Below are 19,651 nucleotides of genomic sequence, written 5' to 3' on the forward strand. Positions count from 1 at the left end.
GTTCAAATCTAAGTGCAGAAGCTTTTTTAGACAATTTTAAAAAAACTTTCTAAAACCCCTTGACACTTTTTGTAGTATTTTGTAGTATAAATGTAGTAAAGGGAAGGACAAGCTTCCCAAGAGTTAAAGTCATGTTCTACATACAACTAAAGGACAGGCGTTGGAATAAACCAGAGTCCCCAGTCAACAAAGCTGCTCCTACTTGCAAACCATCGGAAGTAGAGGCAATAAACGAAAAAAGTTCTAAGTTTGCACTCATCAAAACCACAGAATACATCCGTAATATACAACAGGCTTACTACCTAGAACTTCGGTTGTTTTCCTAACAGTTTCTAATAGTAAAAGCTAATTTTTCTGAACCTTGAAAACTAAATAAGAAATGGGCAAGTTCACCAAAAATCTGTGCATAAAAACCTAAAAGTTTAGGCACAGATTCTAAAAAATCGGGGTGTAGCTCAACTGGCTAGAGCATTCCGTTGTCTGCGGAAATGTTGCGGGTACCCTGCGGGAAGCAAGCTACAAATCCCGTCACCCTGGTTGCAGTCCTGTAGGCGAATAGTTTAAGCCGTCAGTTTCTCAAACTGAAGATTGCGAGTGCGAATCTCGTCGGGACTCCCAAATGGCTGAGTAGCCAAGTGGCCGAAGGCGTCGGTCTGCAAAACCGATATCGTGAGTTCAAATCTCACCTCAGCCTCTGGTGCGATCGCAGTGTAGCTTAACCAGCAAAGCACTAGGTTCATACCCTGGTATATGCGGGTGCAAATCCCGCCGCTGCCACCAAATGCAGGGATGGTGTAACGGCAACACCTCGTGACTCCAAATCCGATGTTCTAGGTTCAAATCCTAGTCCCTATGTCAGACAATTTTGGATTTTAAATTTTTTAATCCAAAATCTAAAATTTAAAATCTAAAATTCAGTCAATTATGCCCTCGTGGACGAATGGTTAAGTCAGTGTTCTTTCAAAGCACAGATGCGAGTTCAATTCTCGTCGAGGGAATGATTATGGGTCGGTGGCCGAGTCTGGCTGAAGGCGACAGTCTGTAAAACTGTTCTTTTTTGCACGCAGGTTCAAATCCTGCTCGACCCACTATGGAGAGGTGGCTGAGTGGCTGAAAGCGTCCTCCTGCTAAGAGGAAGCGGGAAGTTAATACCCGTCGCAGGTTCAAATCCTGTTCTCTCCGTTTTGAGAGTGTGGTGTAACCGGATAACATCTCAGTCTACGAAACTGAAGATTTGAGGGTTCAAATCCCTCCGCTCTCGTTACATGATCTCTTCATTTTATCCCCCGGTAGCTCAGTTGGTAGTTAGCGCCTGTTTGAAAAACAGGAGGTCGTCGGTTCGATTCCGACCTGGGGGGCTTCATTGCCTCATAGCTCAATGGTAGAGCAAGCGGCTGTTAACCGCGCGGTTGTAGGTTCGAGTCCTACTGAGGCAGCCATTCATTGCCGGGTGGACGAATTGGTAAGTCGCATCGCTCTGAACGATGAGGTTGCAGGTTCAAACCCTGCCCTGGCAATAAAGCCCTGTGGTGTAATTGGCAACATCGCGCCCTTTGAAGGCGAAGATTCCAGGTTCGAGTCCTGGTGGGGCTGCCAAACTTTGCTCTTGTAGCCCAATTGGAAGAGGCTGCCGTTTCAAAAACGGTATGTTGTGGGTTCGATTCCCACCAAGAGTACCAAAACTTGCTCCTGTAGCCCAACTGGAAGAGGTGGCAGACTTAAAATCTGTTTGTTGTGGGTTCGACTCCCACCAGGAGTACCAACGGGATGTAATTCAGTGGCGAGAAGCCATGCTTTGGGAGCATGGAGTCGCAGGTTCGAGTCCTGCCATCCCGATATGCCGCTGTTACGGAACGTGGCATAAGTGCTGGAATCAGAGTCCATATTTTGCAGGTTCAAATCTTGTCAGGGGTACTAAGCTCTCGTGGCGGAATGGAAGACGCACGCTTACCGAGGATCTAGTTTTTTGCAGGTTCAAATCTTGTCGAAACTACCAAAATATCTGGGTGTAGCGCAGTTGGAAGCGCGGGAGTTTCGGGAACTTGAGGTCGCAGGTTTAATCCCTGCCACTCAGACTTTGCCCTTGTAGCCCAACGGAAGAGGCGCTTCGCTTAGAACGAAGAGGTTGCTGGTTCAAATCCAGTCAGGGGTATTGGTGATTTTGCGGGGATGAAGCAAGAGTGGCTTGGAGGTCTCATAAGTCTCACATCAGCAGGTGCAATTCCTGCCCCCGTCACCAAAATTAGTGCTGGTGTAGCTCAATTGGCAGAGCAACTGACTTGTAATCAGTAGGTTGCAGGTTCAATTCCTGTTACCAGCTTGACTAATGCGGGTGTGATGTAACGGCAGCATGAGACGCTTCCAACGTCTTCGTGCGAGTACCCTTCCCTTCTCTACGAGAGGCTGCGCCAACGCGACGCTCCGCGAACGGGAAGCAAGCTACAAATCTCGCCGTCCGCTCTAAAACTTGCGGGTGTGATGTAGTCGGTAGTATCTGAGTACGCCATACTCAGTGCGTGGGTACTCTTCGAGAACGCTGCGCGTAGCTTGCTTCCCCGTAGGGGTACAAGTCCCTCCACTCGCTTGCGTAGTCCTGTAGCTCAACGGTAGAGCAGTTGCCCTACAAGCAAAGGGTTGCAGGTTCGATTCCTGCCAGAATTACCAAATATTGGGAGTGTAGCTCAATGGAATAGAGCTTCGAGCTTCTACCTCGAAAGTTGTGGGTTCAAGTCCTACCACTCCCGCTTAAACAAGTCAAATGTCAAATGTCAAAAGAAAGAATTTAATTATTTCTCTTTCTTTTTACTTTGCTCTTTTTATTTGTTTGATGGGGTCATAGCTCAAATGGCTAGAGCGCCTGCCTTGCAAGCAGGAGGTTATGGGTTCAATTCCCATTGATTCCACTGATGGTGTCTGAAGCCAAAGTGGTCGAGGCGCTGGTTTGTGGAACCAGTCATAGCGGGTTCAAGTCCGGTCAGACACCCCTCAATGGAAGATGCTGCTCTAGGCGAAGCCTTCTCGAAGAGTATGGACAGCAACTGGTCTTGAAAACCAGGGTATGGGCAACTGTAGGGGTACCCTACGGGAAGCAAGCTACGATTCCTCCATCTTCCTCTTTTCCACCTGAAGCCGAAAAGCGAGGCACTGTGCTGATAACACAGAGAGAGGAGGGGCAGTACCTCCCAGGTGGATTTATATCTAGCATTGGTGTTACAAGGCTTGTGATGTAATACGATCGCACCGGCTCAAATATTTATTTAAATTAACCAGGGTGGTTGGCATAACGGCTGTGCAGCGGGCTTTTAACCCGCAGAAATAGGTTCGACCCCTATACCACCCATTATGAATAGGAACTAGCGATCGCTAGTTGAGCATGTTGCAATAGTATATCTTTATCCAGAGCATGTACGGGATATTGCGGTGTTACTGCCAGTAGTTTATCGATTCTTTCTCTGGCTGCCTCCACTACTGATTCATCTAAGCTGCCCTTAGTGAGGGAATCGACGAAATCTTCAGCAATCTGATAAGTTCTTTCAATAGATGATGAATTAATATTACGCGAGACAATAAATAGGTCGCAGCCTGCATGAAATGATCGCGCCACAGTACCAGCTTTAGTAAACATATCTGAGATAGCTTTCATATCCAAGTCGTCAGATACAACCACTCCCTTAAAGCCAAGTTGCTCTCTAAGTATGGTTTTGAGGATAGCCTTAGAAAGGGTTGCTGGTACATCAGCATCTATCCTGGGAAATAAGATATGGACAGTCATCATCAAAGGAATCTGTAATTCGATCAGGGCTTTGAAGGGTATAAGTTCTCGAAGTCGCAGGTCTTTTAGAGTCAGATTAAGTATTGGTAGCTCGATATGAGAGTCCTTGCTGGTATCTCCATGTCCAGGGAAGTGCTTGGCGCATCCCAAAATTCCTGACTCTTGAAGTCCAAGGTAGTAGTCACAAGCACCTTGAGTAGCAGTTTCGGGATTGCTACCAAAGGCGCGAGATCCAATCACAGGGTTATTCGGATGCGAAAAAATATCTGCTACAGGTGCCCACGATAAATTTATTCCCAGTGATTTGAGTTCTAGTGCTGTGGCTTTTGCTACCTCACGGGCGTGCGATCGCAGCAACAAGGCATGAGGAAAGCGGGTAATCGGCAGTGGTGTACGAATTACACGACCTCCTTCATGATCTAAAGTCACAAACATGGAATCACGTTCAGTATATTCTCGTATCTGGCTGTTCAAATCCTTGAAGCTCTCCAGCCAAACCTCATAAGGGGTGCCATCCAGAAAGTTTTTAGCAAAAAAGATCACCCCAATCGGTCTCAATTCATTGAGTGCACGTTTATCATCATCACTTAATATAGTGCTGGAAATACCTAGAATCAGGTGATGTCCAAAGCGCCTTAGCTCTTGTGATACTGGCATAATCCTTTACCTATAGTTGTGTAGCAAACAACTTGGGATGTTTAACCTAGAAAACATAAACCCTGATTCTACACCCTTATGGAGAGTGGGACTTTTAAGAGGCAGGGGGCAGAGGTACTAAAGGGGAAGAATTTTCTGTTTGTCCCCTGCTTCTTGAACAATGCCCTATGCTCAATACCCTTCAACCTCTGACTAACTCTTTAAAAAATACTAACTTTGTAAAAAGAAACAGTAAATATACTATCAGCAAGTATTATTCTTGATTTTTAACAATTAAAATATATATTACATGGTGTTACCTACGCAAGCATAAATTAGTTTTTCTGCAAAAGCATTTTTGTGATCCTCCTTTAGAGTCACTCCGTGAGCGCATCCTACCATCTAAATCTCAGGAGACTTATGTCTATAAGTTTATTCAATAACAATCTAAATAGAATTTATTCCAAATTTTATGATATTTGTTATGAAAATTACAAAGGATTGACTAAAAATCCTAGATGGCTTTTAATGCGTAAAATTGCTCGATTTAAAACTGGGCGAGCCATGATGATATTTTTTTTAAAACGTTCAGTTAAATTATATTCATCCATTCTCAATGAGAGCAATTGTTATTTTCCAAATGTGAATGTAGATGACGTTGTTAACACCCTGAAAACTGAAGGGTTATATTTAGGAATTAATTTACCCCAAGATATTGTTAAAGAAATAGTCGAATTTGCTCATTCAACAGTTTGTTATGGCAATAGAAAAACAAACATGGGTTTTTTTTATGATCAAAAGGAACAAGCAGAAACTAAGTCAGGAAAACATTTTATCATCGGTAGTTATTTTAATACGTCTTTACTCTGCCCTGCTATAAAAAAACTTCAAAATGATCCAAAGTTATTGGCAATAGCTACTAAATATTTAGATGCTCAAGCAGTACATCAAGGGAATCTGATGTGGTGGAGTTTTTCAGGTGAAATAACATATCGTCAAAAAAGTCAAGCTGCTCAATTATTTCACTACGATATAGACGATTATCGTTTTCTGAAGTTTTTCTTTTATTTGACTGATGTAGATGATCAAAGCGGTCCTCATGTCTGTGTTCGTGGTAGTCACAATAAGAAGAAGCCATCACATCTTTGGCTACGTAAACGAGAGACAGATCAAGATATCACCGATTATTATGGTTCTAAATCTTTAGTAAAGATTTGTGGCAAAGCTGGTTTTGGATTTGCAGAAGATCCGCTTTGTTTTCATAAAGGAATTACTCCTACTCATAAAGACCGTTTAATATTACAAATAGAATTTGCCCGAACTGACTATGGGATGCAGCACGACTTCCGAGCAGCTTCTCTACTGAAATGTATTTAGTGATTTATGTAGTATAAGTTTTTACGATTATAACTTCATTATCTAAGTTAAAATACTTAAACTAAAACATATTAAATCTTTATATTTACATTTATTAAGTGTTTGCCGATTGAAAGTAAACTGGATATCAACTAGCAGGCTTTACCAATGCCTTAAATATTTCCTTAGAGCAAATACACGGATTACCAAAGAAATCAACTACTTTAAGACAAGAGTTTATAACAACCTAATTCTCAGTCAAAGGAATGACTTTTGTTTGTTGAGATTTGGTAATGTAAATCTAGATGAAATGCACGCCGCAAACCCATTGCTGACAATGATATTGGCAATTTATTCTGGTAGGTGTATGTCAGGTAAAATTCGCTTTTACAGAAGTTTTTTTGGGAAGCGATCGCACAAGAACTGCCAAATGTAACGGATTGCAACGTATAATGAGAACGATAAAACCATTAAGAAATATTTAAGGGCATTAAGGTTAAATGCGAGTAGCGATCGCGGGTGCTGGTCTAGCAGGACTTTCCTGCGCGAAATATCTCACAGACGCAGGTCACACTCCCATTGTCTTGGAAAGCCGGGACGTACTGGGTGGTCTTGTTGCGGCGTGGAAAGACTCTGATGGCGACTGGTACGAAACCGGGTTACACGCCTTCTTTGGGGCATATCCTAATATGCTCCAATTGCTCAAGGAGTTGGGCATTGAGGACAGACTCCAGTGGAAAGAGCATACGTTGATTTTCAATCAACCAGACAAGCCTGGGACACTATCACGTTTTGATGTTCCAGATATTCCATCTCCTTTCAACGTGATTGCATCGATTCTTCGCAATAAAGACATGTTGACTTGGGAGCAGAAGATTCGGTTTGCAATTGGACTACTTCCAGCAGTGGTGCGGGGTCAAAAGTATGTTGAAGACATGGACAAGTACAGCTTCTTAGAGTGGTTGAAAAGGCAAGGAGTTGACGAGCGAGTAACTAGTGACGTTTTTATCGCCGCATGTAAAGCACTCACCTTTGTCAATCCTGATGAAGTTTCTGCAACGATCCTGTTAACTGCACTGAATCGCTTTCTGCAAGAACGATATGGCTCCAAGATTGCATTTTTGGATGGTTCTCCAACAGAACGTCTATGCAGCCCGATCGTAGATTACATCAGAGAACGTGGTGGGGAAGTACGGTTGAATGCCCCCTTGAAAGAAATTTTGCTTAACGCCGATGGCACGGTGAAAGCATACTTGATTCGAGGGTTAAATGGGGCAGAAGATGAAGTTTTCACAGCTGATGTGTACGTATCTGCTATGTCGGTTGACCCAATGAAAGTGATGTTGCCTAAGCCTTGGAAGCAAATGGAGTTTTTCAAGAAGCTAGAAGGTTTGGAAGGAGTACCAGTGATTAACCTGCATCTGTGGTTTGACCGGAAACTTACAGAAATTGATCACTTGCTATTTTCGCGATCGCCCCTCCTAAGCGTTTATGCTGATATGAGCAATACCTGCCGTGAATACGCCAACCGCGATCGCTCGATGCTGGAATTAGTTCTAGCTCCGGCAAAAGATTGGATTGCCAAATCCGATGAGGAGATTGTGGCTGCAACGATTGCCGAGTTAGAAAAACTCTTTCCCGACCACTTTGGGGGAGACAACCCAGCAACGTTGCTAAAATCTCATGTGGTGAAAACGCCGCGTTCAGTTTACAAAGCGACCCCTGGTCGTCAACAGTACCGTCCCGCACAAGTTACGCCCATTGCCAACTTCTATCTTGCCGGAAGTTATACCATGCAACGCTACTTAGGCAGTATGGAAGGTGCCGTACTTTCTGGTAAGCTGACAGCGCAGGCAATTTCTGAGGCTCTCCCGGTAGTAAATCCCTCAAACCTGCAAACGCTCACCCGACCGCCCGCAACGAATGCTGCAACTGCCTGATTCCCCCCCGCGCATGAAAACGCTGGTCTCTGTAGACGAGTCCTACAAACTTTGTCGGCATCTCACAGCAAAGTATGCCAAGACTTTTTACCTGGGTACTTTGCTCATGAGTCCGGTAAAACGTCAATCTATTTGGTCAATTTACGCTTGGTGTCGCCGTACAGATGAATTGGTGGATGGGCCCGCATCTGCTATTACCACGCCAGAAACCCTAGACCTATGGGAACAGCAGCTGGAATCGATTTTTGCGGGACGCCCATTAGAAAATTACGATGTCGCTTTAGTTGATACTCTCCAACGCTTTCCGATGGACATTCAGCCCTTTCGGGATATGATTGCTGGTCAGCGGATGGACTTATATCGCAGTCGTTATGAAACCTTTGAGGAGTTATACCTCTACTGTTACCGCGTCGCTGGCACTGTTGGCTTAATGTCAACAGCAGTTATGGGTGTGGATAGCACCATATATACAGCTCCGTGGCGTCAGAACAAACAACCATATATTCCCACAGAAGAAGCGATCGCTCTGGGAATTGCCAATCAACTCACCAACATCTTACGGGATGTGGGAGAAGATGCCAGACGGGGACGGATCTACATTCCCCTTGAGGATTTGGCAAAATTCAACTACACCGAGCAAGACTTCTTCAAAGGTGTGGTAGATGAACGTTGGCGGGCATTGATGCGCTTTCAAATTGAACGGGCCCGCCAATTCTATACCACGTCCGACCAGGGAATTACTTATTTAGCACCGGATGCCCGTTGGCCCGTGTGGGCAGCATCAATGTTGTACGGTCAGATTTTGGAGGTGATTGAACGCAACGATTACGATGTATTCAGTCGGCGGGCTTACGTTCCCCAGTGGAAAAAATTACGCACTTTGCCCGTAGCTTGGATGCGATCGCAAGTCCTTTGAGCAATTAGTCATTTGTTGTTACTAATGACAAATGACTATTGACTCTTCCCAACAAGTCTGCTAACATTGATGTTCGTAAGTCAGGAGAGGTGGCTGAGTGGTCGAAAGCGGCAGATTGCTAATCTGTTGTACGGCAGGCAACTCCGTACCGAGGGTTCGAATCCCTCCCTCTCCGTTTTCCAGCCTTTGATATACGCAGTATATTCTGTGTACAAAAGTAAATATTAATGTAGGGGTAAATACTTCTACTTCCAAAGATGGATGATATGATTTATCCTTTGGAGTCTTGATAAGATCCAGCTAAGTTACAAATCTAGTTTGAATCTTACTTTTAGGCTTCTAAATATCTGAGGAGTAAAAGTGATTTATGAAAAAAATTAGCGCCGCCTTAACCTTCAGTATAGCTACCCTAGCAATTGGGTTCCTAGTTGGGGCTTGTGGTGATACTAGTACCCCCAATGGCACAGCGAACAATGGAAGTACCGCTACCCCAGCGGCAGATTCAACTACTACAAGCAGTGCTAAAGGGTTAAAAATTGGTTCCCTGCTACCGACAACAGGCGACTTGGCTTCTGTCGGACAACAGATGCTAGGTTCTGTCCCTTTACTTGTCGATACAGTCAACGCTTGCGGTGGTGTCAATGGCGAACCAGTGACCTTGGTGCAAGTAGACGACCAAACCGACCCCAAAGCTGGTGCTGCGGGTATGACCAAATTAGCAACTTTAGATAAAGTAGCAGGTGTAGTTGGTTCCTTTGCCAGTAGTGTTTCTAGTGCAGCAGTCTCCATTGCCACGCCGAATAAAGTCATGCTGGTTTCCCCTGGTAGTACCAGTCCCGTCTTTACTGAAAAGGCCCAAAAGGGTGACTTTAAAGGCTTTTGGGCGCGTACTGCTCCCCCGGATACTTACCAAGCACTAGCATTAGCCCAACTTGCCAATCAAAAAGGTTTCAAGCGAATTTCTACAGTCGTGATTAATAACGACTATGGCGTTGGCTTTGAAAAGGCATTTGTGCAAACTTTTGAAAAATTGGGTGGAACCATCGTTAATAAAGATAAGCCTGTTCGCTACGACCCAAAAGCGCAGACTTTTGATACAGAAGCAGCTGCTGCATTTGCTGGTAAGCCAGATGCAGTGCTGGCCGTATTATACGCTGAAACTGGCAGTCTGTTCTTGAAGGCCGCCTATCAGCAAGGCGTGGCTAAGGGAGTACAGATTCTGCTTACAGATGGTGTGAAATCACCGACTTTCCCAGAACAAGTTGGCAAAGACAGTGACGGTAAGTATATCTTGACCGGAGCGATCGGTACAGTACCTGGTTCTGATGGTAAAGCACTCTTAGCTTTCAACAAGCTGTGGAAGGATAAAAAAGGTAGTGCACCAGGGGAATACGCTCCTCAAACTTGGGATGCAACTGCCTTATTGACGTTGGCAGCGCAAGCTGCTAAAGAAAATACAGGTGTTGGTATAGCCAACAAAATTCGTGAAGTCGCTGATGGACCTGGTACAGAAGTTACTGATGTCTGCGAGGGACTAAAGTTACTTAAAGATGGTAAGAAGATTAACTATCAAGGAGCCAGTGGCAACGTAGATGTTGATGCTAACGGCGATGTCGTTGGTGTATACGATGTTTGGACAGTAGGAGACGATGGCAAAATCAAAGTAATTGGCAAAGTTACCCCCAAGTAGAAAGTTAGCAGTTATGAGTTATGAGTTATGAGTGAAACATTACTAACTCTTAACTTCTAACTCATAACTCCTAACTCTTTGAGGATGTTTTAAAAGTCTTATTGCTAACACTAAAATCTCGAAAACCTAACTCCCAGCCCCGATTCTCTACAAGTGAATCGGCGTTTCAAAGCCTCTCGACCTTTCGGGAGAGAGGAATGAAAGCAAAGTTTATAGTATACTTTACGACTTTCCAAACATCCTCTTAACTCGACTTTATCCAAAATTAAGAACTCGCTTTTCTTTATCCGGCAAAAACCCTGGTTTTTCGGCAAATACTTTTTTCATGTCACAGATTATCGATGAAGTTAAAAAAGTAAAACTACCGGACCACAAAGGTTTCAGCGATAGCAATCACGTTGCGAAAAAAATGGATAAAGTCGAGCTTAAAAGCCAGTGAAGTTGTAACCAACTCCTAACAACAAGCCCACATCAGTTTTATCGAAAAATCCGGCATTCACAGCGGCCGTTGCCGTGAATTGAGGAGTTAGAGGCACATCAATCCCACCAGTTACTAAAAAGGCAAATTGCGAATCATCACCGGTTTTATAAGCTCCACCCACTCCGACGTAAGGTGCAATAGCTAACGGTTCGCTAAAAGCATCTGCTGATTTGAAGGTAAAATCGTAAGTGATTGGAAGTAGAATTGTGGTGTTGTCCCCAAATACGGCTGAGGGTCGCACCGATATAGAATTTGTCAGTCCGATTTTGCTGACTACCGCGAAGTTACCGTCGCCCAAAGACGAGTCAGCATCACCACTCAAACCAATGTTAGCAGCAACGCCAATATAGCTGCTGCCACCACCACGGGTAGTTCTACCTAAATCAATATCCGATTGCGCCACTTTGGGAGCAGATGGTTGAGCAGTAGTTTGAGAAGTTGGTTGTACAAACTCAGAAGTGAGCGTCGCAGATGAGGTTGCCACTGTGCCTGGAATGGGTGTAGGCGTTACACTGGCATTTTCCTGTATTGCAACGTTGGGGGGCTGCTGTACCTTAGCTAAATTTGTGACTGTAAATGTTTCAGTTGTTTCTGTAGAGAGATTTTGGCTTGCAGTGTCTAGTTCTGTACTAAAGTCGTTGGGAGACGCCACGGTTGCGGAAGGGTCGGTTAATGGCTGACTGCTCACCTTATCAACTGTCTGGGCAATTGCAGATAAGCCGCTACTCAGGACTGTAAGAGCAGCTATACTTGGCAACCAAAAAACACCTTTACGAAGAAAAATAGTATTCACATTCACTCCTAAAACAATATTGCCACGAAAAATAAAGGGTTTTGTTGATTGAAGTCAACAAATTCGGGCAATACTCAAAATTTAACATCAAAAAATCGGTTTTTACATCTTGACTTTGCTGGATTTATCTAGTTAATATTTCCCAGCAAAAAATTAAATACTATATCCTAAATATCCGGAATTTGACAAATGACAAAAATTATCTTGGCTTTAAGCAAACAGTCTATTTGTTGAGGAGGTGATCAGGATTGCAAAAACTTTTACCAAAAAACTTAGTCTATATCAACACTGAGCTTTCTTAATCCAGTTTTGCGTAAAAGCGTAGCCTTTTTAATGCAAGGGAACATATTAACATTAACATTGCATCGGGATGCATTAACATTGCAAGGGGACACATTCACAATGTGGCCAACACATTAACATTGCATTGGGATGCATTGGCATTGCAGGAGGACACATTCACAATGTGGCCGATGCATTAACATTGCATTGGGATGCATTGGCATTGCAGGGAGACGCATTCACAATGCGACCGACGCATTAACATTGTATCGGGATGCATTGGCTTGCAGGGAGACGCATTCACAATGCGGCCGATGCATTAACATTGTATCGGGATACATTGGCATTGCAACATATTGCTAAATTTAGTTCGCTATAGAATTAATGAAATGCTGTACTTAGTCTTTGTACCAACTGTTCAGGACATTGGCTTGAATCTAGGCTGGTGCGTTAGCCTACGGCATAACACACTCTTGCATTACTATGCTTTTAGGACTTGTGTGTACACCATAGTACAAGGGAAGGGGGAGAATTCCAAGCTGCGATGACTACAGGAGAAGGGTTTTCCATAAAGTATGGTTGGTCTATTTACGCCATGCTGTACTAGGAATTGTGTTTTGTAACAACAGAAAAAGTTGATTGTGAAGTGATATTACGAAGCTTGCAAAAATATTTAGAAATTGTCTAGAAGGTAAACATGGTTCTAACGTAGAACCTATTAGGAGAGACTTGAGGCAAATGTGATGAGCGGAAATAATACTCAAAAGTACCGGTTTGTCTGTACCCTGACTTTCGGTGATATCTACGGTCAAATAATTGTTTGGTTGATTACAATTACCCTAAGTTTGGCATCAGCCTTGGCGCTGATGGGTGCCAAGCGACCCGTTTACGCTTTAGCAACAGCGGGTCTTGTCGTTCTGCTTTCGCTACCTTTCTTGTTGTTTGCGTTTGTCACTACCTTGTTAAATCATATTGAAGTCACTCCTGTAGGACCGGGAACCAAAATGGAACCCATACCAGGTAATGTGTCTCAGCAACAACCTGTACAAGCAACTAGCTAAAGAGAGACGCGATTAATCGCGTCTCTACTCCATCTGTCCCATAACCCTTCATTTTTAACTTTTGACTCTTAATTTCAAAATTTGTAATAACATCCCTGTCTATAGGCAGGGAATTTTTTTGGAGAGACGCCACTGTTGCAACGCACGGGAACCTCCCAAATATGCAAGTTTACTTTCTTTCATATGGTATTTTGACTTAGACAGGAGAAGGAAATAATCAACTGCAAAGCAAAGGCAGCACAGTTTTCTGCCTTAGGGTTAGCCTCTGGCAATGTGAGAAGGGGAGCCACTGCGCCCTTGGTGGTTCCAAGAGTTGTAGCAAGTGGCGTGAGACGCTTTAACGCATAACGCTGGCTCCCCATGAGCGAGTGCTATCACAAAGAAGATAAAGGAAAGAGTTTATAAAGGGTTTTTGTGCCAATCCTGTGTATTTTGGCAAAATTGGGATGCTCCCCAACGCACTGCCTGATTAATCACGTCTCTACAATAGAACAGCAGTGGTTTGCAGTCGGGGGCTAATTATGCTGGAACATGATGTGATTATTGTCGGGGGTGGATTGGCGGGATGTCGCGCTGCTGTGGAAATTGCCCGCACTGACCCTAGTTTAAATATTGCTGTGGTTGCTAAAACCCACCCAATTCGTTCCCACTCGGTTGCGGCTCAAGGTGGTATGGCTGCATCGCTGAAAAATGTTGATTCAGAAGATAGTTGGGAAGCACATGCCTTTGATACTGTCAAGGGTTCTGATTACTTGGCAGACCAAGACGCTGTGGCAATTCTCGCCCAGGAAGCGCCAGATGTGGTGATTGACTTGGAACACATGGGCGTTTTATTCTCTCGCTTACCTGATGGGCGCATTGCCCAACGGGCTTTTGGCGGACATTCCCACAACCGCACTTGCTACGCTGCGGACAAGACCGGTCATGCGATTTTGCACGAATTGGTTAATAACCTGCGGCGTTATGGCGTACAAGTTTATGAAGAATGGTACGTGATGCGTCTGATTTTGTCAGAAAATGAGGCCAAGGGTGTGGTAATGTTCAATCTTTTAGATGGACATATCGAGGTGGTACGGGCTAAGGCGGTGATGTTTGCCACCGGAGGCTATGGCCGCGTTTATAACACCACCTCTAATGATTACGCTTCTTCAGGTGATGGTTTGGCAATGACTGCGATCGCAGGTTTGCCGCTCGAAGATATGGAATTTGTCCAATTTCACCCCACTGGTTTATATCCGGTAGGGGTGCTGATTTCGGAAGCGGTACGGGGAGAAGGGGCGTATCTGATTAATAGTGAAGGCGATCGCTTTATGGCGAACTACGCACCCAGTCGCATGGAATTGGCTCCTCGTGATATTACCTCACGAGCGATCGCTTATGAAATTCGTGCTGGTCGTGGTATTCATCTCAATGGTAGCGCTGGTGGCCCTTTTGTCTATCTGGATCTACGGCACATGGGCAAAGAAAAAATTATGAGTCGTGTCCCCTTCTGTTGGGAAGAAGCACACCGTTTGGTAGGTGTTGACGCGGTAACTCAACCTATGCCAGTCCGCCCGACAATTCACTATTGTATGGGTGGTATCCCAGTTAATACTGATGGGCAAGTCCGCAGCAGTGGTGATGGTCTAGTTGATGCTTTCTTTGCTGCTGGCGAAACATCTTGTGTTTCCGTACATGGTGCTAATAGGTTGGGGAGTAATTCCCTGCTGGAATGTGTCGTTTATGGCAAAAGAACTGGGGCTGCGATCGCCCAATTTGTACAAAAACGTAAGTTGCCCTCTGTGGATGAGCAACGCTATGTAACGGAAGCCCAGCAACAAATTCAAGCTTTGCTAGAACAACCAGGGCAGTACCGCATTAACCATGTTCGTCAAGCCTTCCAGGATTGTATGACTCAGTACTGCGGTGTTTTCCGCACTGAGGCATTAATGAGTCAAGGGTTACACAAATTAGAAGAAATACAACAGCAATTTCCGCAAATTTATTTAGATGATAAAGGCAGTTGCTGGAATACAGAACTTGTGGAAGCCTTGGAATTGCGAAGTTTGATGGTAGTGGGACAGACGATTTTGGCATCAGCCCTGAATCGCCAAGAAAGTCGTGGCGCTCATTTCCGCGAAGATTATTCCCAGCGAGATGATGCTAATTTCCTCAAACACACAATGGCTTACTATTCACCAGCGGGAATTGACATTCAATATCGACCGGTGGCGATTACCATGTTTGAGCCAAAAGAGCGGAAGTATTAGTCAAAGATAAATTCATTTAGAAAATCGAGGTGACTATAAAAATTTAGTCTACCTCGATTAAGAATATGAATATAAATGATTAAGCTATCAATCAGAACCTAATTGTTTCTGAATGACAGCTATTATCTTTTCTTCCCAAGCTGGATCGTTTAATTTTATTGCAGCATCATGAGGACGAGATTTTCGTCTATCCATGTAAGCATAAAAGGCATCCTTGTCATCTCTGTGGGTAAGAAGGTAACTTTTTAGCTCTTGGTCACTCATTACTGCATAGTTTACCTGATTCATGGTTCTATACTACCATCTGGTGTAATTTCTAGCTCTATTTCTTCATTTTGTCCAGCTAATATAAATATATTCAGCGATCGTTTATCTAATCGCACGATGTGAATTGGCTGGAACATCACATTTGTAAGTTGATGGCAAAGTCTATACAAGCATTGTAGCTGTCCTGCTGTTGGTTGTAGCTCGTCAGCCGTTAATTCTTTTATCATAAATTTTTCTTTTTACAAATTTATCTGTAACACTTATAATCAGATAAAACTATCCACTGATGCTGTCATAGTTGTGATTCTCACATCCTATTTAGCATTCCAAATAAGCTTACCTTTCTCACCGGGATATGCTGCTCCCTCTTTGTCGCGCCACTCGAAATATATTTCAATTGGCATTTTCAAATTCTTCATTAAGTGCAAAGTGTTACGCCAAGCAAGATTTGAATCTACGCCTTGCACCGAAATGTTTACCTCTGGCAAATAGTGAAAACCAAAATTAGTTTTTTCACCCTTAACAACATGAGCAAGGGTTAGCTTGATCAGATCCTCTATAGAAAGTCCTTGTCGAATAGCAAGTTCGTGTGCTTGATCAAGGATTTTGTTCCAGTTTGGTTGATGAATTTCCTCACCACCCATGACGGCTCGAAGCACTCTGGTATGGTGCAAATTGTTTACAGTATCAGGTTCAAGAACTCTATAATTTTCGATTTCAGAAACTTGCTGAGGCTGGTGACGTGCCTCATATTCATTCAACAACTTCTCAATAACACTGATAGGTGTATCCTCGAAAGGGACAGCGATGGCTTGGAGCCTCTTGTAAATGGGATCAGGTATTCTGATAACTGGCATCATATATGCTTGTATATTCACTATATTTATATAAATGTAACATATTTATATATAAAACGTAGCAGCCACACAACCTCATGCCAACACAGAAACAATCAGATACAGCGATATTTCTTTGCCAGTTACTTTCTAATCTGTATCAGTCTATCCAGGTTTTCCGCTACGACCAAAAGTTAAAAACGCTTTATATTCAAGCTGGTTTGAACGATAAGATTGCAGTCATAATTGATCAAGATGGGAATTGGAAATTTGTTCTATGATGCAGAACCTCAACCAGATGACCAATACTGAATTAAAACGGTATATTTCAGAACATAGGAATGAGGAAGAAGCGTTTCGGGCTGCATTACAAGTTTTGATGAGTCGTAGTGACTCTGCTACACAACAACCTTATCCTTTCGATCTTGACAATCCTGAGAGTGAGGTAGAAGCTCTTTTAAGAGAGAAACTCAATCGAAGTGAATGATTGCCTCTGGCCTATAGTTCAAATTGGGGCTTAGATGAATAGGCTAGGTGAAACCTTGAAAACCGTAGTTTTTTGGAATCAAGGTAAAGCTCATAACTCAAGCCACGACAGAATAATAATGCTCTCTCTAAGAACTCCTCCTTTTCAAAATGGGCGGGGTTTAAGCACTCGCGTAGGATTGGCGACAACTATTTCCAGAAGAAATTATGCAAGAGTCTGTGATTTATCAAGATATCCTTCAAAGAGGAAGACAGGAAGCGCTAGCACTGATAAAATGCGAACAATTGCCGAAATTAATGAAAAAATCAGCCGCCAACGTGCGGTAGTGTTGACAACTGAAGAATTAAAAGCACGAGTTGTAGAAATCGGTGTTACTAAAGCTGCTAAAGAAGTTGATGTAGTTACCACTGGCACTTTTGAGCCGATGGAATCAAGTGGTGCAATTATCAATCTCGGACACACTGACCCCCCGATAAAAATTCGCCGTTGCTGGTTAGATGGCGTGCCAGCATACTCTGGTTTTGGGGCAGTAGATTTATATTTGGGTGCGAGTTGTGCTGTGGAAACGATGGACGGGGAAGAAGTCCGAGAACGCGGCGGCGGTCATGTAATCGAAGATTTGATCGCTGGTAAACCTATACACGTCAAAGCACAGGGACAAGTAACAGATTGTTACCCTAGAGCAACTTTTGAAACTACAGTTACTAGAGACACAATTAATCAGTTTTATTTATTCAATCCGCGCAATCTTTATCAAAATTTTATTGTTGGGGTAAATGGTGGCGATCGCCCTCTCTTCACCTATCTTGGCCCTTTACAACCGCGTCTGGGGAATGCCGTTTACTCTAACCCCGGTGCTATTTCCCCCTTATTCAACGACCCCGATTTGCAACTCATTGGTATAGGTACAAGAATTTTTTTAGGCGGCGGTGTTGGCTATGTTGCTTGGGAAGGCACTCAGCACTTCCCTTTACAAAAGCGTTTAGCTAATCGGACACCGATTGGACCTTCCGCCACTTTAGCTTTAATTGGTGATGCCAAGCAAATGGATGCTCATTGGGTGCGGGGTTGTTATTTCAAAAGTTATGGCCCTTCTTTGATGTTAGGCGTTGGTGTACCACTGCCTGTATTAAATGAACAAGTAGTTGAACACTGTGCCGTGCAAAATAAAGACTTAGTAGCCCCAATAGTGGACTTTTCGATTCCGCGGCGCGTCCGTCCCACCTTTGGTTTGGTGAGTTACGCTCAACTCAAGTCTGGGAGTATCACCATTGAGGGCAAAGCAGTACGCGTTGCCCCTTTAGCGAGTTTGTTTTTTTCTAGGCAAGTCGCCCAAGAGCTGAAAAAGTGGATCGAAGCAGGTACGTTTACCCTTACAGAACCAGTTTCCCCAATTCCGATGGAACGATCTTTTCTACCCCAAGACCGTCGAACGGATTTTTGATATTGGGGACTGGGGAGTAAGAATTTTAGATTTTAGATTTTAGATTTTGGATTAAAGAATTGAAATTTAATCTAAAATCATTAATCCAAAATCTAAAATTGAATTGCCCCATGCCCAAAGCCCTACTCTTGATTTGGTTTTGGTCGCTTAATGGGCTTAGGAGCGGGCGTTTTTGGTATAGGTTTTGACACTACAGAGGGGTCGCCGCCTGCGCCTGTTTTCTTGATGGGACGAGGGGTTTCGCCACTGCGTTTGGGGGGGAATGGTTTTCTACCACCAGCACCACCACCACCAGCACGAGGACCACCTTTGAATGGTGGTTTGCGTTTTTTGGGCAAGTCAGCGATCGCCTCAGCTTTTTCTACGATCAAAACGTCAGCTTCCCGCTTGGCTTGGAAGTCCCAGAACTTTCCTACTGCTTTGGTAGTCAGCACACCCCTCAATTTCAACTTAAAATATTTGGGTTTGTCAGTTGGTTTGCGTGCAGCCTGCCTAATTTTGACTACTAAGCTCTTAGCGTCAAAAGATTGGTATACTACCTCACCACGAACAGAAAAACCACCATCTGCAACTTCTGATGAGGGTATTAAGGCAGTTGTACTTAATTCAGAGTTTTCGGATAAGCCATGATCAGGGGTCTGTACCTCTTGCAACTCTAAGTCTGACTCGTCCTCATCTGTTGAGTTTTTAGCCAGATTTTCTGGCTCCCAAACTCCAACGATTTGGATGTGCAAGGTATCATTTTCTTGTCTTGTGCGTGGATATACCACCCACAAATGTTCTTTTTCTAAGTCTAGGTGATTCTTAACTAAGCTCATAATCCGGCCTAGGAGGACGGCATTGAGTTCTACACCATCTTTGGTCAGCAGCGTACCTTGAGTAAATTGTTCGCTGCTAGCATGATAGCGACCCCGGAGTAACCCGATTGCTCGGTACTGCATCGGTTCGCTGGGAGGCGGAATCGGTTGCTGTCGATTGGCAAACCCATCATTTGAGTCAGTCTCACTGGGTTTGACAGGCGAATTTTCAGATTTAGAGGAGTGGGCTGCTATGTGAACATTAGCGGCTGCCTCTACGTTAGTTGGGCCCTGGTTAGAGGCAGAAGAATTGGAGGATTCAGGCAACGGCATCAGGTCGGAATTCATAAAAACTCCTTGCGGCACAGACACATCCCATTGTGGGATTTTACAAACGCAGATGGAAAGAGCATTTGTGCGACTAATGAAAATATATTTGCTTTTCACAAAGTCACACTAGGGTACTCTATACAATACTAAAGGCGCTAAATTTAGTGTTTATACACTAAATGTGTAATTTAGCGCCTTTACACTAGTTTCGGAAGCATATCATAGCTACAATTCTGACGGCTCCTCCTAAAGTCATCACTTACTTTAGCAGTGTAGATAGTTAATTGTTATAAAATTCACAGGCAATTGGCAGT

At 43.8% G+C, this 19,651-nt stretch carries 15 protein-coding genes and 25 tRNA genes; 34 read left to right on the forward strand and 6 right to left on the reverse strand.

The window, feature by feature from the left end; genetic code table 11:
* Positions 1-131 precede the first annotated feature (131 nt).
* The 25 genes from Q0541_RS25800 (at position 132) to Q0541_RS25920 (ending at position 3,340) form a co-directional block, all read left to right on the forward strand.
* Positions 132-326 carry a hypothetical protein gene (locus Q0541_RS25800; RefSeq protein ID WP_298917557.1) on the forward strand — a complete coding sequence of 65 codons (195 nt, stop codon included), beginning with the start codon at positions 132-134 and terminating at the stop codon, positions 324-326.
* A 118-nt stretch (positions 327-444) separates the two neighbouring features.
* Positions 445-537, forward strand: a tRNA-Asp gene (locus Q0541_RS25805).
* Between the two features lie 4 nt (positions 538-541).
* Positions 542-618: transfer RNA gene (locus Q0541_RS25810), tRNA-Glu, on the forward strand.
* Positions 619-621: 3 nt separating this feature from the next.
* Positions 622-694 (forward strand) — tRNA-Cys (locus Q0541_RS25815).
* 10 nt (positions 695-704) lie between these two features.
* Positions 705-780, forward strand: a tRNA-Met gene (locus Q0541_RS25820).
* 3 nt (positions 781-783) lie between these two features.
* Positions 784-855, forward strand: a tRNA-Trp gene (locus Q0541_RS25825).
* Positions 856-927: 72 nt separating this feature from the next.
* A tRNA-Glu gene (locus Q0541_RS25830) sits at positions 928-998 on the forward strand.
* 7 nt (positions 999-1,005) lie between these two features.
* Positions 1,006-1,088: transfer RNA gene (locus Q0541_RS25835), tRNA-Tyr, on the forward strand.
* 4 nt (positions 1,089-1,092) lie between these two features.
* Positions 1,093-1,182: transfer RNA gene (locus Q0541_RS25840), tRNA-Ser, on the forward strand.
* A gap of 4 nt (positions 1,183-1,186) precedes the next feature.
* Positions 1,187-1,261 (forward strand) — tRNA-Arg (locus Q0541_RS25845).
* Between the two features lie 22 nt (positions 1,262-1,283).
* Positions 1,284-1,358, forward strand: a tRNA-Phe gene (locus tag Q0541_RS25850).
* Positions 1,359-1,364: 6 nt separating this feature from the next.
* A tRNA-Asn gene (locus tag Q0541_RS25855) sits at positions 1,365-1,439 on the forward strand.
* Between the two features lie 5 nt (positions 1,440-1,444).
* Positions 1,445-1,517 (forward strand) — tRNA-Gln (locus Q0541_RS25860).
* Between the two features lie 3 nt (positions 1,518-1,520).
* Positions 1,521-1,596: transfer RNA gene (locus Q0541_RS25865), tRNA-Gln, on the forward strand.
* 6 nt (positions 1,597-1,602) lie between these two features.
* Positions 1,603-1,679: transfer RNA gene (locus tag Q0541_RS25870), tRNA-Leu, on the forward strand.
* 6 nt (positions 1,680-1,685) lie between these two features.
* Positions 1,686-1,762, forward strand: a tRNA-Leu gene (locus Q0541_RS25875).
* A 1-nt stretch (position 1,763) separates the two neighbouring features.
* Positions 1,764-1,836, forward strand: a tRNA-Pro gene (locus Q0541_RS25880).
* Positions 1,837-2,002: 166 nt separating this feature from the next.
* Positions 2,003-2,075: transfer RNA gene (locus tag Q0541_RS25885), tRNA-Pro, on the forward strand.
* A gap of 4 nt (positions 2,076-2,079) precedes the next feature.
* Positions 2,080-2,152 (forward strand) — tRNA-Leu (locus Q0541_RS25890).
* Positions 2,153-2,247: 95 nt separating this feature from the next.
* Positions 2,248-2,320, forward strand: a tRNA-Thr gene (locus tag Q0541_RS25895).
* Positions 2,321-2,589: 269 nt separating this feature from the next.
* A tRNA-Val gene (locus tag Q0541_RS25900) sits at positions 2,590-2,664 on the forward strand.
* 6 nt (positions 2,665-2,670) lie between these two features.
* Positions 2,671-2,744: transfer RNA gene (locus tag Q0541_RS25905), tRNA-Arg, on the forward strand.
* A gap of 85 nt (positions 2,745-2,829) precedes the next feature.
* Positions 2,830-2,903: transfer RNA gene (locus tag Q0541_RS25910), tRNA-Ala, on the forward strand.
* A 6-nt stretch (positions 2,904-2,909) separates the two neighbouring features.
* Positions 2,910-2,983 (forward strand) — tRNA-His (locus Q0541_RS25915).
* A 286-nt stretch (positions 2,984-3,269) separates the two neighbouring features.
* Positions 3,270-3,340, forward strand: a tRNA-Lys gene (locus tag Q0541_RS25920).
* Here Q0541_RS25920 and Q0541_RS25925 read toward each other — a convergent pair.
* The gene (locus tag Q0541_RS25925; protein WP_298917560.1) at positions 3,341-4,429 is read right to left on the reverse strand and encodes a glycoside hydrolase family 3 protein; all 1,089 of its coding nucleotides are present in this window, start codon (positions 4,427-4,429) and stop codon (positions 3,341-3,343) included.
* 399 nt (positions 4,430-4,828) lie between these two features.
* On the opposite strand from Q0541_RS25925, the gene Q0541_RS25930 reads away from it, so the two are divergent.
* The 5 genes from Q0541_RS25930 to Q0541_RS25950 all read left to right on the forward strand — a co-directional run bounded on the left by Q0541_RS25930 (position 4,829) and on the right by Q0541_RS25950 (position 10,310).
* The gene (locus Q0541_RS25930) at positions 4,829-5,785 is read left to right on the forward strand and encodes a phytanoyl-CoA dioxygenase family protein (RefSeq protein ID WP_298917563.1); all 957 of its coding nucleotides are present in this window, start codon (positions 4,829-4,831) and stop codon (positions 5,783-5,785) included.
* A 479-nt stretch (positions 5,786-6,264) separates the two neighbouring features.
* Positions 6,265-7,704 carry a 15-cis-phytoene desaturase gene (pds, locus tag Q0541_RS25935; protein ID WP_298917566.1) on the forward strand — a complete coding sequence of 480 codons (1,440 nt, stop codon included), beginning with the start codon at positions 6,265-6,267 and terminating at the stop codon, positions 7,702-7,704.
* Positions 7,688-8,620 carry a 15-cis-phytoene synthase CrtB gene (gene crtB, locus Q0541_RS25940; RefSeq protein ID WP_298917568.1) on the forward strand — a complete coding sequence of 311 codons (933 nt, stop codon included), beginning with the start codon at positions 7,688-7,690 and terminating at the stop codon, positions 8,618-8,620. Before pds ends, crtB begins: the two co-directional genes overlap by 17 nt.
* Before the next feature lie 83 nt (positions 8,621-8,703).
* Positions 8,704-8,795: transfer RNA gene (locus Q0541_RS25945), tRNA-Ser, on the forward strand.
* A gap of 192 nt (positions 8,796-8,987) precedes the next feature.
* Positions 8,988-10,310, forward strand: a complete 1,323-nt coding sequence (locus Q0541_RS25950) for an ABC transporter substrate-binding protein (RefSeq protein WP_298917571.1) — start codon at positions 8,988-8,990, stop codon at positions 10,308-10,310.
* Positions 10,311-10,735: 425 nt separating this feature from the next.
* Here the strand turns inward: Q0541_RS25950 and Q0541_RS25955 are convergent, their stop codons facing one another.
* The gene (locus Q0541_RS25955; RefSeq protein ID WP_298917574.1) at positions 10,736-11,584 is read right to left on the reverse strand and encodes a hypothetical protein; all 849 of its coding nucleotides are present in this window, start codon (positions 11,582-11,584) and stop codon (positions 10,736-10,738) included.
* 1,025 nt (positions 11,585-12,609) lie between these two features.
* On the opposite strand from Q0541_RS25955, the gene Q0541_RS25960 reads away from it, so the two are divergent.
* Positions 12,610-12,927, forward strand: a complete 318-nt coding sequence (locus Q0541_RS25960; protein ID WP_273765957.1) for a hypothetical protein — start codon at positions 12,610-12,612, stop codon at positions 12,925-12,927.
* A 521-nt stretch (positions 12,928-13,448) separates the two neighbouring features.
* Positions 13,449-15,176, forward strand: coding sequence for a succinate dehydrogenase/fumarate reductase flavoprotein subunit (locus tag Q0541_RS25965; protein WP_298917578.1), 1,728 nt, complete (start codon positions 13,449-13,451; stop codon positions 15,174-15,176).
* A gap of 87 nt (positions 15,177-15,263) precedes the next feature.
* Here Q0541_RS25965 and Q0541_RS25970 read toward each other — a convergent pair whose 3' ends face one another.
* From Q0541_RS25970 to Q0541_RS25980, 3 genes are all read right to left on the reverse strand, one after another.
* Complete coding sequence (locus tag Q0541_RS25970; RefSeq protein WP_298917581.1) at positions 15,264-15,464, reverse strand: hypothetical protein; 201 nt, start codon at positions 15,462-15,464, stop codon at positions 15,264-15,266.
* Positions 15,461-15,670, reverse strand: a complete 210-nt coding sequence (locus tag Q0541_RS25975) for a hypothetical protein (RefSeq protein ID WP_298917584.1) — start codon at positions 15,668-15,670, stop codon at positions 15,461-15,463. The genes Q0541_RS25970 and Q0541_RS25975 overlap by 4 nt, the downstream gene beginning before the upstream one ends.
* Positions 15,671-15,757: 87 nt before the next feature.
* The gene (locus tag Q0541_RS25980; RefSeq protein WP_298917586.1) at positions 15,758-16,303 is read right to left on the reverse strand and encodes a hypothetical protein; all 546 of its coding nucleotides are present in this window, start codon (positions 16,301-16,303) and stop codon (positions 15,758-15,760) included.
* Between the two features lie 253 nt (positions 16,304-16,556).
* Between Q0541_RS25980 and Q0541_RS25985 the strand changes: the two genes are divergently transcribed.
* Entirely contained in the window at positions 16,557-16,766 is a 210-nt protein-coding gene (locus tag Q0541_RS25985; protein WP_298917588.1) for a hypothetical protein, read from the forward strand.
* A 274-nt stretch (positions 16,767-17,040) separates the two neighbouring features.
* On the forward strand, positions 17,041-18,210 hold the full coding sequence (locus Q0541_RS25990) for a homocysteine biosynthesis protein (protein WP_298917591.1): 1,170 nt from the start codon (positions 17,041-17,043) through the stop codon (positions 18,208-18,210).
* 122 nt (positions 18,211-18,332) lie between these two features.
* On the opposite strand, the gene Q0541_RS25995 is transcribed toward Q0541_RS25990, so the two are convergent.
* A complete protein-coding gene (locus Q0541_RS25995; protein WP_298917594.1) occupies positions 18,333-19,355 on the reverse strand; it encodes a hypothetical protein in 1,023 nt (340 codons plus the stop codon).
* Between the last annotated feature and the right edge of the window lie 296 nt (positions 19,356-19,651).

Origin of the sequence: uncultured Nostoc sp. (assembly GCF_937863485.1) — a bacterium.
Classification (GTDB): Bacteria; Cyanobacteriota; Cyanobacteriia; order Cyanobacteriales; family Nostocaceae; genus Nostoc.

What these genes read in the sequence shown, in the direction of transcription:
- Q0541_RS25800 (WP_298917557.1), top strand. Translation starts at nt 132, where the DNA reads ATGTTCTACATACAACTAAAGGACAGGCGTTGGAATAAACCAGAGTCC.
- Q0541_RS25925 (WP_298917560.1), bottom strand. Translation starts at nt 4,429, where the DNA reads ATGCCAGTATCACAAGAGCTAAGGCGCTTTGGACATCACCTGATTCTA.
- Q0541_RS25930 (WP_298917563.1), top strand. Translation starts at nt 4,829, where the DNA reads ATGTCTATAAGTTTATTCAATAACAATCTAAATAGAATTTATTCCAAA.
- pds (WP_298917566.1), top strand. Translation starts at nt 6,265, where the DNA reads ATGCGAGTAGCGATCGCGGGTGCTGGTCTAGCAGGACTTTCCTGCGCG.
- crtB (WP_298917568.1), top strand. Translation starts at nt 7,688, where the DNA reads ATGCTGCAACTGCCTGATTCCCCCCCGCGCATGAAAACGCTGGTCTCT.
- Q0541_RS25950 (WP_298917571.1), top strand. Translation starts at nt 8,988, where the DNA reads ATGAAAAAAATTAGCGCCGCCTTAACCTTCAGTATAGCTACCCTAGCA.
- Q0541_RS25960 (WP_273765957.1), top strand. Translation starts at nt 12,610, where the DNA reads ATGAGCGGAAATAATACTCAAAAGTACCGGTTTGTCTGTACCCTGACT.
- Q0541_RS25965 (WP_298917578.1), top strand. Translation starts at nt 13,449, where the DNA reads ATGCTGGAACATGATGTGATTATTGTCGGGGGTGGATTGGCGGGATGT.
- Q0541_RS25970 (WP_298917581.1), bottom strand. Translation starts at nt 15,464, where the DNA reads ATGAATCAGGTAAACTATGCAGTAATGAGTGACCAAGAGCTAAAAAGT.
- Q0541_RS25975 (WP_298917584.1), bottom strand. Translation starts at nt 15,670, where the DNA reads ATGATAAAAGAATTAACGGCTGACGAGCTACAACCAACAGCAGGACAG.
- Q0541_RS25980 (WP_298917586.1), bottom strand. Translation starts at nt 16,303, where the DNA reads ATGATGCCAGTTATCAGAATACCTGATCCCATTTACAAGAGGCTCCAA.
- Q0541_RS25985 (WP_298917588.1), top strand. Translation starts at nt 16,557, where the DNA reads ATGATGCAGAACCTCAACCAGATGACCAATACTGAATTAAAACGGTAT.
- Q0541_RS25990 (WP_298917591.1), top strand. Translation starts at nt 17,041, where the DNA reads ATGCGAACAATTGCCGAAATTAATGAAAAAATCAGCCGCCAACGTGCG.
- Q0541_RS25995 (WP_298917594.1), bottom strand. Translation starts at nt 19,355, where the DNA reads ATGAATTCCGACCTGATGCCGTTGCCTGAATCCTCCAATTCTTCTGCC.